General features: G+C 63.0%; 13 protein-coding genes and 1 other RNA gene. All 14 read right to left on the bottom strand.

Annotated elements, in window-relative coordinates; translation table 11 throughout:
• Window positions 1-8: 8 nt before the first annotated feature.
• Entirely contained in the window at window positions 9-893 is an 885-nt protein-coding gene (locus tag N8A98_RS16030) for a cell division protein FtsQ/DivIB (protein ID WP_262166738.1), read from the bottom strand.
• A complete protein-coding gene (locus N8A98_RS16025; protein ID WP_262166737.1) occupies window positions 881-1,801 on the bottom strand; it encodes a D-alanine--D-alanine ligase in 921 nt (306 codons plus the stop codon). The genes N8A98_RS16030 and N8A98_RS16025 overlap by 13 nt, the downstream gene beginning before the upstream one ends.
• A 121-nt stretch (window positions 1,802-1,922) precedes the next feature.
• Window positions 1,923-2,900: a UDP-N-acetylmuramate dehydrogenase gene (gene murB / locus N8A98_RS16020; RefSeq protein WP_262166735.1), complete on the bottom strand. Its 978-nt coding sequence runs from the start codon at window positions 2,898-2,900 to the stop codon at window positions 1,923-1,925.
• Window positions 2,897-4,315: a UDP-N-acetylmuramate--L-alanine ligase gene (gene murC, locus N8A98_RS16015; RefSeq protein ID WP_262166733.1), complete on the bottom strand. Its 1,419-nt coding sequence runs from the start codon at window positions 4,313-4,315 to the stop codon at window positions 2,897-2,899. The genes murB and murC overlap by 4 nt, the downstream gene beginning before the upstream one ends.
• Window positions 4,312-5,373, bottom strand: coding sequence for a UDP-N-acetylglucosamine--N-acetylmuramyl-(pentapeptide) pyrophosphoryl-undecaprenol N-acetylglucosamine transferase (locus N8A98_RS16010; RefSeq protein WP_262166731.1), 1,062 nt, complete (start codon window positions 5,371-5,373; stop codon window positions 4,312-4,314). The genes murC and N8A98_RS16010 overlap by 4 nt, the downstream gene beginning before the upstream one ends.
• Window positions 5,374-5,422: 49 nt before the next feature.
• Entirely contained in the window at window positions 5,423-6,583 is a 1,161-nt protein-coding gene (locus N8A98_RS16005; RefSeq protein ID WP_262172029.1) for an FtsW/RodA/SpoVE family cell cycle protein, read from the bottom strand.
• Window positions 6,584-6,848: 265 nt separating this feature from the next.
• Complete coding sequence (gene mraY / locus N8A98_RS16000) at window positions 6,849-7,934, bottom strand: phospho-N-acetylmuramoyl-pentapeptide-transferase (RefSeq protein WP_113121812.1); 1,086 nt, start codon at window positions 7,932-7,934, stop codon at window positions 6,849-6,851.
• Window positions 7,935-7,961: 27 nt separating this feature from the next.
• On the bottom strand, window positions 7,962-9,356 hold the full coding sequence (locus N8A98_RS15995) for a UDP-N-acetylmuramoyl-tripeptide--D-alanyl-D-alanine ligase (protein ID WP_262166728.1): 1,395 nt from the start codon (window positions 9,354-9,356) through the stop codon (window positions 7,962-7,964).
• Window positions 9,356-10,801: a UDP-N-acetylmuramoyl-L-alanyl-D-glutamate--2,6-diaminopimelate ligase gene (locus N8A98_RS15990; RefSeq protein WP_262166725.1), complete on the bottom strand. Its 1,446-nt coding sequence runs from the start codon at window positions 10,799-10,801 to the stop codon at window positions 9,356-9,358. Before N8A98_RS15990 ends, N8A98_RS15995 begins: the two co-directional genes overlap by 1 nt.
• A 21-nt stretch (window positions 10,802-10,822) precedes the next feature.
• Window positions 10,823-12,535, bottom strand: coding sequence for a peptidoglycan D,D-transpeptidase FtsI family protein (locus N8A98_RS15985; RefSeq protein ID WP_113121814.1), 1,713 nt, complete (start codon window positions 12,533-12,535; stop codon window positions 10,823-10,825).
• Entirely contained in the window at window positions 12,535-12,918 is a 384-nt protein-coding gene (gene ftsL / locus N8A98_RS15980; RefSeq protein WP_035101130.1) for a cell division protein FtsL, read from the bottom strand. Before ftsL ends, N8A98_RS15985 begins: the two co-directional genes overlap by 1 nt.
• Complete coding sequence (rsmH, locus tag N8A98_RS15975) at window positions 12,915-13,916, bottom strand: 16S rRNA (cytosine(1402)-N(4))-methyltransferase RsmH (protein ID WP_262166717.1); 1,002 nt, start codon at window positions 13,914-13,916, stop codon at window positions 12,915-12,917. The genes ftsL and rsmH overlap by 4 nt, the downstream gene beginning before the upstream one ends.
• A gap of 161 nt (window positions 13,917-14,077) precedes the next feature.
• Window positions 14,078-14,463: RNase P RNA component class A (rnpB, locus tag N8A98_RS15970), an RNA gene on the bottom strand.
• 33 nt (window positions 14,464-14,496) lie between these two features.
• Window positions 14,497-15,258: a J domain-containing protein gene (locus tag N8A98_RS15965; protein ID WP_262166714.1), complete on the bottom strand. Its 762-nt coding sequence runs from the start codon at window positions 15,256-15,258 to the stop codon at window positions 14,497-14,499.
• Between the last annotated feature and the right edge of the window lie 61 nt (window positions 15,259-15,319).

Below are 15,319 nucleotides of genomic sequence, written 5' to 3'. Positions count from 1 at the left end.
GTCGGTCATCATCGCTTTTTGGTTTCTTCTACGGCAGGTGTGGTCGGGCGGAGGGCGACGAGATTATCGACGCGCAGGTCGATCACGGTGATGTCGCGATCGAGCAGTTTGTAATCGGCTTCGTACATGGCGAGCTTGCGTAGCGCCTGGGCAACGCCCAGCTCCGGCAGCTGCACGCGCAGGCCGGTGTCGTAAATCATGTCCCAGCGCCGATCCGCGATGCGGGAGAGGGCCAAAAGGCCAGTCTTGAGGCCGGGGAATTGATCGAGCGCGCGGATCATCACCAAGGCATCGTCGGCGGCGCCATCGCCGATGACCAGCGGCAGGTCGCCATAGGCGCCCTTGTCCTCGCCGATCTGCTCGCCCTGCCCGTCGACCACAAAGGTCACGCCATCGACGCGCCAGCGGGCAATGGGGGTCTTTTCGGTGATGGTGACCAGCACATCGCCGGGATAATTCTTGCGCACATTGACGGTCTCGACCGAGGGGAGCTCGGCAATGCGCTGGCGGGCAGCTTCGACATCGAAGCTGACGGTGGAGGTTTTGGGCTGCACGCCCAGGGCGTCGAAAATGTCCTGCTCGCTGGTCAGCGACTGGCCGGTGATGGAAATTTCGCCAATGGCAAAACCCGCATCGGCGAATTCGCCCTGGGCAATACCGCCCAGCGCGGAGACGCCCATGCCCAGCGGTTCACGGATCTGATAGATGACGCCGATGACGGCCAGCAGCGCAATGGCCGAGCAGGTGCGCACGATGGCCTTGCGGTGCAGCACCCAGGCGCGGCCGAAATTGTTGATGAGCTTGCGCCGCGGAGAGCGGACAGGAACAGGCAATGCACGGGGATTGACGATCCGCGCGCCAGCGAGAAAAGCCTCGCTTTTTACCTGTTGCAACTCGCGTCCTCCACCATCCAGGAGACCAGATCTTCAAACGAATGCCCGGCATACTTGGCCTGCTCGGGCACCAGGGATGTCTCGGTCATGCCCGGCTGGGTATTGATTTCGAGACAGACCAGTTCGCCATCTTCGCCCACCGCGTCATTGTAGCGGAAGTCCGTCCGCGTCACGCCCCGGCAGCCAAAGGCCGCATGTGCGGCAAGGCTCAGTTTTTGCACTTTGTCGTAAATTTTCGGTTTCAGCTGCGCCGGAATAATGTGAACCGAGCCGCCTTTGGCGTATTTGGCTTCGTAATTGTAGAAGCTCAGCTCGGTGACGATCTCGGTGACACCCAAAGCCACGTCGCCCATGACCGCGCAGGTCAGCTCGCGCCCGGGAATATAGCGCTCGACCATCACCTCTTCGCCCGAATTCCAGCTCGCGCCCAGGATTTCCTGTGGCGGCTGATTGGCACCCTGCTTGACGATGTGGACGCCAAAGCTGGAGCCATCGGCAATCGGCTTGATGACATAGGGCGTTGCCATGGCGTGGCTGCGCGCCGCTTCCGCCCGGGGCACTATGACATGGTCGGTTACCGGCAGGCCCGCGGCCTTGAGCACGATCTTGGCCTGGTGCTTGTCCATGGCCAGCGCCGAGGCCAGCACGCCCGAATGGGTATAGGGCAGCTGGATCAGCTCAAGAAAACCCTGGATCATGCCGCTTTCGCCGAACGGGCCATGCAGCGCATTGAAGGCCACGTCGGGCTTGAGATCAGCCAGCACATTGGCAATGTCGCGGCCGACATCGACTTCGGTGACGCGATAGCCGGCGCGACGGAGCGCCGCGGCGCATTCGGTGCCCGAGCTCAGCGATACCTGGCGTTCATTGGACCATCCGCCCATCAGGACGGCGACGTGTTTGGTCATGGGGAAGTCCGATCGTCCTGAGAAAACATAAGAAAGAGACCCCTCATCCGCCCCTGCGGGGCACCTTCTCCCTCAAGGGGAGAAGGAGGGCATTGAGTGTTGGCAATGCGGCCAGCGGCCATCACACCGCCCCGGTAAACACATCGCCATCGAGGAACTCGCGCACCTCGCGGCCGGGCTCGAAATGGCCCATGCGGCGGATTTCCCATTTGAGCTCGATGCCCGAATGCGCCCGCACCTTGTGGCGCACGGTTTCGCCCAGGGTTTCGATGTCATGGGCACTGGCATTGTCGATGTTGAGCAGGAAATTGGCGTGCAATTCACTCATCTGCGCGCCGCCTATGGTCAGCCCCCTGCCCCCGGCCGCGTCGATCAGCTTCCAGCTCGAATGCCCTTCGGGATTCTTGAAGGTGGAGCCGCCCGTCTTGGCCTTGGTGGGCTGGCTGGATTCGCGCTTCTCGGTGATTTCGCGCATGCGCGAGAGGATATCTTCGCGCTCGCCGGCAAAGCCCTGATAGACTGCGGAGGTGAACACCGCGCCGCGCGGGCCGTTCGACTTGCGGTAGAGGTAGCCCATATCGGCATTGGTGAGGGTGATGATCTCGCCCTGCCGGGTCACGGCGCGCAGCTCGACCATGCGGTCGCGCGTTTCGGTGCCGTAGCAACCCGCATTCATATAGAGCGCGCCACCAATGCCGCCGGGAATGCCGCGATAAAAGGTCAGCCCGTCAATGCCGGCTTCGGCCGCGGCGGTAGCAACCTTGACGTCCGGCAGCGAAGTGCCGACGCGGATCTTGTGGTCATCCAGGATTTCGACCTGCCCGAAGGCCTTGCCGGAAAGCTTGATGACCACGCCATCAATGCCGCCATCGCGGATCAACAGGTTCGAGCCCAGCCCGATCACGGTCATGCGGATATCGGCGGGCAGGTGCTTGAGGAAATAGGCGAGGTCTTCCTCGTCGGCCGGGGTGAAGAACAGCTGGGCCGGGCCGCCGACGCGGAACCAGGTGACTTCGCTCAACAGCTGATTGGGAACCAGCCGGCCGCGAACCCCGGCGATCCAGGGCTGGAACTGGGGGATGAGGTCGGGATAGCTCACTGCACGTCCTTTCCCAAAAGCGTGGCCAATTCGCCCGGCAAGGCGGCGGCCCATTGGGTGATATTGCCGGCGCCCAGGCACACGACATAGTCGCCATCCGCGGCCCGGCCAGCGATCAGCTCGGCCAGGTCTTCGGGACGGTCGAGCACGCGGGCATCGCGGTGGCCACGGGCGCGGATGCGGTTGACCAGCTCGTCATTGGTCACGCCGGGAATGGGCTGCTCGCCGGCGGCATAGACCGGGGCGACGATGACGGTGTCGGCATCGTTGAAGCAGGCGGCGAAATCGTCGAACAGGTCATGCAACCGGCTATAGCGGTGCGGCTGCACCACGGCGATCACGTCGCGCTTGGTGGACTGGCGGGCGGCGCGCAATACGGCGGCGATTTCCACCGGGTGGTGGCCATAATCGTCGATGACGGTAATGCCGCCGACCACGCCGGTCTTGGTGAAGCGGCGCTTGACCCCGGTAAAGCCCTTGAGGCCCTTGCGGATGGCTTCGGCGGGCACATGCAGTTGATCGGCCACAGCAATGGCAGCGGTGGCATTGAGCGCGTTGTGGACGCCCGGCATGGGCAATTGCAGCCCATCGATGCGCAGCTGGGTGAGGCGGATGCGGTCGCGGATTTCGACGGCGAAATGGCTGACGCCATCGATGGTTTCCAGATCGACCAGCCGCACATCGGCCTGCGGATTGCGGCCATAGGTGATGACGCGGCGGTCCTTGATCTGGCCGACCAAAGCCTGCACTTCGGGATGATCGAGGCACATCACGGCAAAGCCGTAAAAGGGCACGTTCTCGACGAAATTGTGGAAGGCCTGCTTGACCCCCTCGAAGTCATGATAGTGATCGAGGTGCTCGGGATCGATATTGGTGACCACGACCACATCGGCCGGCAGCTTGACGAACGTGCCGTCGCTCTCGTCGGCCTCCACCACCATCCATTCGCCCTCGCCCAGGCGGGCATTGGTGCCATAGGCATTGATGATGCCGCCATTGATGACGGTGGGGTCGAGATCGCCGGCATCGAGCAGAGTCGCGACCAGGGTGGTCGTCGTGGTCTTGCCATGCGTGCCGCCAATGGCGATGGCGTTTTTGAAACGCATGATTTCGGCCAGCATCTCGGCGCGGCGCACCACGGGCAGCGCGCGGGCGCGGGCAGCGACCAGCTCGGGATTGTCTTTCTTGATGGCGGAGGAGACGACGACAACGGCCGCTTCACCCAGATTTTCGGCCTTTTGGCCGATCTCGATGCGGATGCCCATGTCGCGCAGACGCTGCACGTTCGGGTTGGCAGCGGCGTCGGAGCCCTGCACCACATAGCCCTGATTGTGCAGGATCTCGGCAATGCCGCTCATGCCGATGCCGCCGATCCCGACGAAGTGGACCGGGCCGATATTGCGGGGCATTTTCATGAGTTCTGTTCCATTTCCGTAGTGCCCTTCCCGGCGAGCGTCTCGGCGATATCCGCCAGCTTCTCGACGGCGCGGGGCTGGCCCAGCGCACGGGCGGCGGCGGCGGCCTTGGTGAGCGTCGCCGGGTCGGTGATGAGGTTGGTGAGGCGAGTGCCTAGCGATTGCGGCGACAGCGTGGCCTGCTCGGCAATCCAGCCGGCGCCAGCAGTGTCGACGACCAGGGCATTGTTTTTCTGGTCGGCGTCCAGCGCGCCGGGCAGCGGCACCAGGATCGACGGCCGCCCGATGACGCAAAGCTCGGTAATGGTCGAAGCACCCGAGCGGCCGATGACCAGATGGCTCTTGGCGATGCGCTCGGGCAGGTCGCCGAAGAATGGCGCCAGTTCAACATTGACCTTAGCCTGCCGATAGACTTCGGCGACCCGATCGAGGTCCTCGGCGCGGCATTGCTGCACGATGCGCAGGCGCTGGCGGATAGGTTCGGGGATAAGCGCGATGGCCGCTGGCACGATGTCGGACAATGCCTTGGCGCCCTGGCTGCCGCCGAAGACCACCAGATGAACGGGTCCGTTTTCGTCAAGCGCCGGATAGGGCATGCCGGCCAGCACCCGCACACGGTCGCGCACCGGATTGCCGGTGACGCGCTTTTCGATTTTGAGCGTGTCGGCAAACTTGGTTTCGGCAAAGCTCAGCGCCAGCACGTCGGCAAAGCGGCCCAGCGCCCGATTGGCCCGACCCATCACCGCGTTCTGTTCATGCAGGATGCCCGGAACACCCAAGAGGCTCGCCGCGACGAAAGGCGGGAAGGTCGGATAGCCGCCAAAGCCGATCACCGCATCGGGCCGGCTTTTGCGCAGCTTGCCCATGGCAACGGCAATGCCGCCCAGGATTTTGAACCCGCCGGCGAGGAACTTGATCGGATTGCTGAGCGAGGGCGTGGCCGAGGGCACGATATGAACCTGCGTGGCCGGAAAATCCGCGCCATAGCTTTCCACGCGATGATCGGTCATCAGCTCGACCAGATGCCCGCGCCGCGTCAATTCCTGGGCCAGCGCCATGGCCGGGAAGAGATGCCCCCCGTGCCACCCGCCATGAGGATGAACTTCTTCATTCAGCTGGTGCCAATGCGCTCTTGTAGACGGGTAGACCTGTGACCATTCGCTCCTCGGGCTTGGTGCGCGTGAGGGCCAGCATCAGCCCCATGCCGAAGGCAATCGCGATCATCGACGTACCGCCATAGCTCACGAATGGCAATGTCATGCCCTTGGGGGGAATGAGGTTGAGATTCACCGCCAGGTTGATGCCCGACTGCATGGCGAACTGGATGGCCAGGGTCGAGGACGCCAGGCGCGCAAAGAGGCTGGTCTGGCGCTGCGCACCCATCATGGCGCGGATGACGATGAAGGCGATGAGCGTCACCAGCACCATGCAGAAGATGATGCCGAACTCGCCGGCAGCGGCCGAGAAGACATAGTCGGCATGCGCGTCGGGGATGAGCTTTTTGGCGATGGATTCACCCGGGCCACGGCCGAACCAGCCGCCTTCGAGCAGCGACTGCAAAGCGCGGTCGATCTGGTAGGTATTGCCGCCGCCCTCGGGGTTGAGGAAGGTATCGATGCGGCGCGACACGTGCGGGAACAGCAGATAGGCCCCGCCCAGCAGGCCACCGGCGCCCGCCGCCAGCCCGAAGATGATCCACCACGAAATGCCGGAAATGAACAGCAGCGTCGCCCAGGTCGCCAGCACCAGGGCCGTCTGGCCGATATCGGGCTGCAGCAGAAGCGCGGCGACGATGGAGAACATGATCATGGTGGCGAGGATTTTGCCGGGCACATTCTTGTGCACCATGGATTCCGAGAAGAGCCACGCGCCCAGCACGGCAAAGGCCGGTTTGACGAATTCGGATGGCTGCACCGATTGGCCGGCGAACGATATCCAGCGCCGCGCGCCCTTGACCTCGGTGCCGAAGCGCAAAGTGGCCCAGAGCAGGACGAGGCTGACGACCAGGGTAACTAGCGCAGCGACGCGCGCCTGGCGGTGGTTCATCAGGGACGTGCCGATCAGCACCGGCAAGGCCAGCAGGCAGAACATGGCGTGGCGGATGATGAAGAACCAGGGCGATAGCCCGATGCGCTCGGCCACCGGGGGACTGGCAGCGAAGCTGAGCACCATGCCGCAGGTCATCAGCAGGATCAGCGCGCCGAGCAGTTCGCGGTCGATCGACCACCACCATTCGGCCAAAGGGGTCTTTTCTGCGCGGGAAAACATCATGGGCGAGCCGGTTCAGCCGGCCTCCTGACAGATAAAATTCGTTTCGAATTGTATCCTGCCGATGGTTACCGATTTCCCACCGCTTTTGCGTTTTGCGAATCGAATGATGGGACACCGATACATACCCATCATCATCACCCGGCTTGTCCGGGTGATCCATGTGTCAGCCCGCGCGGAAAGATGGATTGCCCGGATAAACCGGGCAATGACGCTGCGGAGGGGTTGGCGTACGGCCGGCAGTTCGGAACGGCCGCAGGCAGGTTTACCGCAGCTTGAGCGAGCTCAGGCCGATCAGGGCCAGGACGAAGGAGATGATCCAGAAGCGGATCACTACCTGGCTTTCGGTCCAGCCCATATGTTCGAAATGGTGGTGGATCGGCGCCATGCGGAACACGCGCTTGCCGGTGAGCTTGAACGAGGTGACCTGCACGATCACCGACACGGTTTCGAGGACGAACAGCCCGCCGATGATGGCCAGGACGATTTCGTGCTTGGTGGCGACGGCGATGGCGCCCAATGCACCGCCCAAAGCCAGCGAACCGGTGTCGCCCATGAAGATCTGGGCCGGCGGGGCGTTGAACCAGAGGAAGCCCAGGCCCGCCCCGATCAGTGCGCCGCAAACCACGGACAATTCACCGGTACCGGGGACATAATTGAGCAGCAGGTAATCGGAGAAATTCACGCTGCCGACCAGATAGGCGATCAGCGCGAAACAGGCGGCGGCGACCATGACGGGGACGATGGCCAGGCCATCGAGGCCATCGGTGAGGTTGACCGAATTGCCCGCCGCCATAATGACGAAGCCGCCGAAAAGAATGAAGAAATAGCCCAGGTCGATGGCAAGGCCCTTCACGAACGGGAAGAGCAGCGAGGTCGCGTAGGGCTCGGGGCCCAATTGGGAAATGGCGTAGCAGGCAATGGCGCCGATCAGGGCTTCAAGGGCCAGGCGCTGCCGACCGCCAAAGCCCTTGTGGCTCATGCGCTTGACCTTGAGATAGTCATCGTAAAAGCCGATGGCGCCGAAGCCAACGGTGACCAGCAGGACCACCCAGACATAACCATTGGTGAGATTGGACCACAGCAGGGTCGAAAACACCGCGCCGGAGAGGATCATCAACCCGCCCATGGTGGGCGTGCCCTTCTTGGTCAGCAGGTGGCCCTGGGGACCGTCTTCGCGGATCGGCTGGCCCTTGCCCTGGCGCAGGCGCAGGCCATTGATCATGGCCGGACCGAACAGGAAAACGAAGAACAAAGCCGTGATCACCGCGCCCGCTGTGCGGAAGGTGATGTAGCGGAACACGTTGAAGGCCGAGACCGCATCGCCCAGCTGACCGAGAAAATAGAGCATGAAGGAAGCGTCCTCGCTGGCTGGGGTTTATGGTCCGGAGAACTTGCTGCGGATTTTTTCGACGATGCCCGACAGCCCCACGCCGTTGGACCCTTTGATCATAACTGCGTCGCCATAGGCAAGATCGCCAAGCACGATGTCCGCGATATCCGCAGTGGTAGTTGCGTGAGCGGTGACGCGCCCTGCCCCCAAGGCTTCGGCCAGCGCGGCCATGCCGGTGCCCACCAGATAAATGCGCTCGGCGCCCGAGCCGATCACCGCGTTCTTGAGGCTGGCATGCAGCGCGGGGCCCTGTTCGCCCAATTCGAGCATATCGCCCAGGATCAGCACCTTGCGGCCGCCGGGGGCTTTTTGTTCGGTGAAGACATCGAGGGCGGCGCCCATCGAGGCGGTATTGGCATTGTAGCTTTCGTCGGTCAGCACCAGCGGCTTGTCGGATGGTCCGAACACCAGCCGCTGGCCACGGCCGGGCTGGGCGCCAAAGCCGGCCAGTGCGCGCAGGGCCACATCGGGTTCGACGCCGGCAATGTAGCCGACGGCCATGGCGGCAACGGCATTGGCCAGCATGTGGCGACCGGGCACGGCTAGGGCCAATGCGTGGCGGTCATTGCCATGCAGCACCGTGGCAAAGCTGTGGTCGGCGGCCGATTGCACATCCACGATCTGCCAGTCGCAGCCGCGGCCAAAGCCATAGGTGATGACATTGGCGACACCCGCCACGGCGGCCGCGTCGAGCAGCACCTGCAGCTGGGGATGATCAGCATTGAGCACGGCGGTGCCGCCCGGCTCCAGCCCCTCGAAAATCTCGGCCTTGGCGGCGGCGATACCCTCAAGCGAGCCGAAGGCTTCAAGATGGGCGGCGGCGACATTGGTGATGACAGCGATATGCGGGCGCACCAATTGGCTGAGCGGGCGGATTTCGTCGGGGGCATTCATGCCCATTTCAAACACGCCGAACTGGGTTGCCTCGGGCATGCGGGCCAACATCAGCGGCACGCCCCAGTGATTGTTGAAGCTCTTGATCGAGGCATGGGTCTGGCCTGCGGCCTCGAAGACCATGCGGATGGCTTCCTTGGTCGTGGTCTTGCCGACGCTGCCGGTGACCCCGACGATGACGGCGCGACTGCGCTCGCGGCTGGCAATGGCGATGTCGCGCAGGCCCTGCAGCGCGTCAGGAACCACGATGCGGCCGGGGCCTTCGCTGCGGCCTTCGGAGACGAGTGCCGCGACCGCGCCGTTTTTCAGCGCAGTCTCGACAAAGTCATGACCGTCGAAACGGTCACCCTTGATGGCGACGAAGAGCGCGTCGGGGCCAAGTTCACGCGAGTCGATGGAAATCGAGCCAATGGCGTCCCCGGTCACCGCTTCGGCGCGACCGCCCGTGGCGGCCAGCAGGGCTTGGACCGTAAACAGATGTGCCATCAGAGCCCCTTGATTGCCTCCGCCACCACTTCATGGTCGGAGAAATGATGTTTGGTCGTGCCGACGATCTGGTAATCCTCGTGGCCCTTGCCGGCCACCAGCAGGACATCGCCGGGTTGCAGCGATTTGACGGCCGCGATGATGGCTTCCCTGCGGTCGCCGATTTCCTTGGCGCCCTTGGCCGCCGCGAGAATTTCCGCGCGGATGGTCGCAGGGTCTTCGGTGCGCGGATTGTCGTTGGTGACAATGAGGTCGTCGGCCATGCGCTGGGCAACTTCACCCATCATGGGCCGCTTGCCCTTGTCCCGATCGCCACCGGCGCCGAACACCACGCGCAACTTTCCCTTGGCATATGGCCGAAGCGAGGCGAGCGCGGATTCCAGCGCCACCGGCTTGTGGGAATAATCGACAAATACCGCCGCGCCATTGTGCTCGGCCACCAGCTCCAGCCGTCCCTTGGCGCCGACCAGTTCGGATAGCGCGGGGAAAGCATCGGACTTATCGACGCCGGTCGACATGGCGAGCGCCGCGGCGATCAGGGCATTGGACACCTGGAATTCGCCGGTTAGCGGCAGGTGGAAACTGAGCTTTTCCCCGACATGGCGCACTTCGACGCGCTGGCCATAACCTTCGGGTTTGATGGAGAGAATTTCGATATAGGCGCCCTCGCGGCCTACCGTCAGCAGCGTGGCGCTGGCGCTGAGCGCCGCGAACATGAAGGGTTCGTATTCTGGATCGTCGACATTGACCACGGCCGGTCCGCTATCGACCAAAAGGTCGGTGAACAGCCGCAGCTTAGCGTTGCGGTATTCGTCCATGTCGGCGTGATAGTCGAGATGATCACGGCTGAGGTTCGTGAAGGCCACCGCCTCGAAATGGATGCCATCGAGCCGGCGCTGATCGAGGCCATGGCTGGACGCTTCAAGCGCGACATGATTGATGCCCTGCGCCTTGAGCGCGCGCATCGATTGATGCAGCGTGCGGGAATCCGGCGTGGTCAGACTGCCCTCGATCAGACGGTTGGCGGTTTCGACGCCGATCGTGCCGATGCTGGCGCCGGGAATGCCGGCATAGGTCCATATCTGGCGGACGAAAGAGGCCACCGAGGTTTTGCCATTGGTGCCGGTGACCGCAACGGTGATTTCCGGCTGCGGCTCGAAAATACGCGAGGCGGCACGGGCATAGGCGGCGCGCACATCCTTGACCACAATCACCGGCACGCCCGGATCGCCAACCGGGGCAATATCGCTGATGATGGCGAGCGCGCCGCGCCGGACCGCCTCATCGACATGCTCATTGCCATGCGAATGCGTGCCCGGCAGGGCAAAGAAAATATCGCCCGGCTCGATCCGGCGGCTGTCCGAATTGAGGCCAAAGACTGCGCCCAAGCCCTTTTTGGGGCGGGCGCCGGAGCCTTCGAGCAGCTGCGTTACGCTAAGTGGCACGGGGATGAATCCTTCTGGATTTCAACGATAGGCGGAAGGGACGAAGTCGTCGATGATCGGGGAGAAATCGGGCGCAATTCCGAGCATGGGTGCGACGCGCTGCACAATGCGGCCGGTCACAGTGCCGGCATTCCAGCCCGCCGTGGTGCCCGATTGCGGATTTTCGGCCTGCGGCTCGTCCACCATGATCACCATGGCATATTGCGGATTTTCCATTGGAAAGGCCGAACCGAAAAAGTTGGTGACCTTGTTGGACGAATAACGCCCATCGACTACCTTTTCGGCCGTGCCGGTCTTGCCGCCAACGCGGTAGCCCAAGGCTTCCTTGTTCATCTGCGAGCCCGACCCGCCGGCACCGATGGCATTGAGACGCATCAGCGCGCGGATATTGGCGCTGGTTTGGGGCTGGATCACCCGGCGATACAGCGCCTCGGCCTCAGCCTCGGTACGCTTGTAAAGCGTGGGCGCGATGTAATTGCCGCCATTCACGAAGGCCGCATAGGCCGTGACCATATGCAGCGGCGACACCGACAGGCCGTGGCCGAACGAGGCGGTCGCCGCACCCACTTCGGACAGGGTCTTGGGCACGGAGGGCAGGCGCATCTCGGGAAGCTCGAACGGCACGCGCTGATCGAACCCCATGGTGGACAGGAAGGCGCGGAAATTATCCTTGCCCATGGCCTGCATGACGCGGATCGTGCCGATATTGGAGGAGAATTTATAGACTTCCGGCAGAGCCAGAATGCGGTGCTTGCCGTGGAAATCGTCAATGGTGAAGCGGCCGAAGCGCACGCCGAAACGGGCGTCGAACTGGTCGGTCATGCTGACCGCGCCGCTATCCATCGCCCCGGCCATGGTGACCGTCTTGAAGATCGAGCCCGGCTCGAAAATGCCCGCAGTGATGCGGTTGAAACTGTCCTTGACCAGCGCCGTCTTGGGGTCGTTCGGGTTGAAATCGGGCAGCGAGGCCAGCGCGATGACTTCCCCGGTATGGATGTCGAGCATGACGCCGGCCGCAGCGATGGCCTTGTAGCGGCTCATGGCGTCGACCAATTGCTCGTGCATGACATGCTGCACGCGCATATCGACCGACAGTTCCACCGGCGCCAGGGCATTGCCACGCGCCAGGCCCAGTTCCTGCAACAGCGCGACATTATCGTCGTCCATGTGCTTTTCGATGCCCGCAATGCCCTGGTTATCGATATTGGTCGAGCCCAGGATGTGGGAGGCCTCGGTCATGCCCGGATAGAAGCGCTTGGATTCGGTGAGGAATTCGATGCCGGGAATACCCAGCCGCATGATGCGTTCCTGAATGGCCGGCGACAATTCGCGCTGCACCCAGACAAAGCCCTTGTCGCCGGTGAGGCGGTTGCGCAGCCAGGTCTCGTCGAGATCGGGCAGAACGGTGCGGAGCTTGGTGACGGCCTCTTCCACATCGATGATGCGGCGCGGCTCGGCATAGAGCGAGGGCACGCGAATGTCGACGGCCATTTCAAGACCGTTGCGGTCGAGGATCGGCGGCCGCGTCGCGGTGATGATGTCGCGCGCCTGCCCCTCGATGGTAGTATCGGGCACGACCATGCCCAATTGCACCAGCCGCCCACCCACCGCGCCAAAGCCCAGCACCAGCGCCAGCACCATCCAGCGGATACGGGCCTGGGTGAGATTGCCGCGAATTTTGCGGCCGCCATCCAGCGCGATTGTGGGCGAGAGATCTTCTGCGGTCACGGCCATTACTCGATCCCCTCGAGTTCAAGGATGGCATCGATGGGGTCGATACCGGCCTCGAGCGATTGGAACAGGGCATCCATCTCGGAATTGTTGGGTTTGACCGGTCGCATGGGAATATCCTGGAAGGCGCCAAACTGTTTCTGCTGCACCGGCCCGATCGCCAGCGCCACCTGATGCCGCTTGACGATAGGGTCGATATGACCGGGCTGGTTCAGCACCGCCCAATCGGCCTTGAGCAGGGATAGATCGCCTTCCTGGCTTTCGATCTGCGCTGCCAGCGCGGTCCGCTCGCTGGCCGTGTGCTCGATGGAAAATTTGAGCGTGTAAACGCCGGCCAGCATGATCACGCTGGTAAAAATCAGGATGATGTTGAGACTGCGGATCATGCCGTGCCCCTCACAACCGGCACCCCGAGCCCGGCGAACTTGACCGCGCGCGCCGGCGCATCCGAACGGGTGCCGGCCCGCAGGATGGACGAACGCGCCCGCGAATTGCGGCTCAATTCGGCCTCGCCGGGCTTGCGCGCCTTGGCGACATCGATCCAGCGCAGGGCTTCGCCCTGGGTCTGCGGCAGGTGACGCGACTGGGCGGGACCACCTTTTTCGGGGTCGAAGAAGCGTTTGACAATGCGGTCTTCCAGCGAATGGAAGGTGATGACGACGAGCTTGCCGCCTTCGCTCAGCAGGCGCTCGGCGGCGAACAGCCCTTCGACCAATTGATCGAACTCGCCATTGACCGCGATGCGCAAGGCCTGGAACGAGCGGGTTGCGGGATGGGCGTCACCCGGCTTGCGGCCGATGGATTTTTCGATGATGCGGGCCAGTTCCAGCGTCGTCTTTATCGGGGCAGTTTCACGCGCGGCGACAATGAACTGGGCAATGCGGCGCGATTTGCGCTCCTCGCCAAAAGCATAGAGCAGATTGGCCAGCGCTTCGACTTCCAGCCCATTGACCAGATCGGCGGCACTCTCGCCCTCCCCGCTCATGCGCATATCGAGCGGACCATCGCGCATGAAGGAGAAGCCGCGTTCCGCCTCATCGAGTTGCATGGAGGAGACGCCAATGTCGAGCACGACGCCATCAATGGGACCATGCTCGGCGGCGAGGGTATCGAGTTCGGAAAAGGTGCCGGGCACGAAAGTCATCTGGCCGGTAAATTCGGCCATGAGCGCATCGGCAAAAGGGCGCACGCTGGGATCGCGATCGATGGCCACGACATGGGCGCCGGCCTGCAACAGCGCGCGCGAATAGCCGCCGGCGCCAAACGTGCCGTCGACGATGCGCTTGCCTTTCAGCGGCGCCAAGGCCGCCAGCACCTCGTCCAGGAGGACGGGGATATGCGGGCCAGCATTTTGGCTGGTTTCGGGCACAGAACGCTTGCCCATAAAGGCCATTACTCCACTGCCGGCCGGAACCGGTTCGTAAACTTCCCGCCACTTTGACCAAGGACGTTTAAGATTCTGTTTCCCATTTCGCGGTGGTGGGAAATTTAGGGGTGTTTTGACACAGCCCTACCCCGTGCGGAGGAGAGCATCGAGAAAAGGAAAACGCCAGTTGACCTGTAAGCCGGGTTCTGTAGGGCCGCGTTTCCGCGACGTGGTGACCATTCATCTGCGACGCCTGTTACCAGACGCCTGTTGCAACCAACCCGGATGATCTGGCCTCAAAACAGGCTGGGGCCGAAGCCCCGCGTCATCCCTATTTGGTCTTGCTCCCGGTGGGGTTTACCGTGCGGCTTCCATTACTGGTCACCCGGTGCGCTCTTACCGCACCCTTTCACCCTTACCCCGGCATGCCGGGGCGGTTTGCTTTCTGTGGCACTTTCCCTAGGGTCGCCCCCGCCGGGCGTTACCCGGCACCGTGTTTCGAAGGAGCCCGGACTTTCCTCCAGCGGACAGTTACCCATCCGCCAGCGGTCACCCGGTCAACTGGCTGGCGCGTTTGTGGTGCAGAGACGCGGTGGCGTCAAGCCAGCAGTGGCGCGGGCCGCGGTTTGGTGATGGCCTGATAGGCCAGATTGATCGCGGTCATCCGCGCCGTGGCCACATCGATCAGCTCTTCGGGAACGCCCTTGGCGATCAGGCGGTCGGGGTGGTGCTCGGACACCAGCAGGCGATAGACGCGACGCACTTCCTCGGGCGGGGCATTGGGCGCCAGGCCCAGCACCACATAGGGATCGACCCCATCGGCCAGCACGACATGCTGGCTGGCCATCTGCTCGAACCGCACATCGTCAAAGCCGAAAATGTCGCTCACCGACTTGAGGTAATCAAGCTCGGCCTCATGCACCATGCCATCGGCCGTGGCGATGAAGAACAGGCTATCGAGCACATGTTCCAGCGTTTCGGGGCTGCTGGCGAAGAAGCGCGCGATCTTGCGGGCATAGCTTTCGTAGCCGGCCACATCCTGCTTGGCGAGATTGAACAGCCGCTCAACCTGCGGCTCCTGGCCCTGGGTGATTTCGACCGTGGCGTTAAAGGCGCGCACTTCGGACGCGGTCACAATGCCGTCAGCCACCGCCATCTTGGCGGCCAGCGCGATCAGGGCGAGCGTAAACGCTGCGTCCCGTCCACCGGGCAGCCAGGTATCGGGATCAAGCATATTGGCGATGGAGCCGGCAACACCGGTTCGTTGGCTGAACGACCCCAGGAACTGGGACAGTTTTTGCCAAACATCCCGGTTTTCTTCGGCTTTGCGCACGCAGCACAGCATGGTGACGTCTTTCACGAAGCGACCACGCCACGGGGAATCCGAGCGTGATATGCTGGACCAGCATATCCTTCGCAAC

The organism is Devosia neptuniae, assembly GCF_025452235.1.
Taxonomy (GTDB): domain Bacteria; phylum Pseudomonadota; class Alphaproteobacteria; order Rhizobiales; family Devosiaceae; genus Devosia.
The sequence above is the reverse complement of the archived record's forward strand: the minus strand, read 5'-3'. Positions and strand labels throughout refer to the sequence as shown.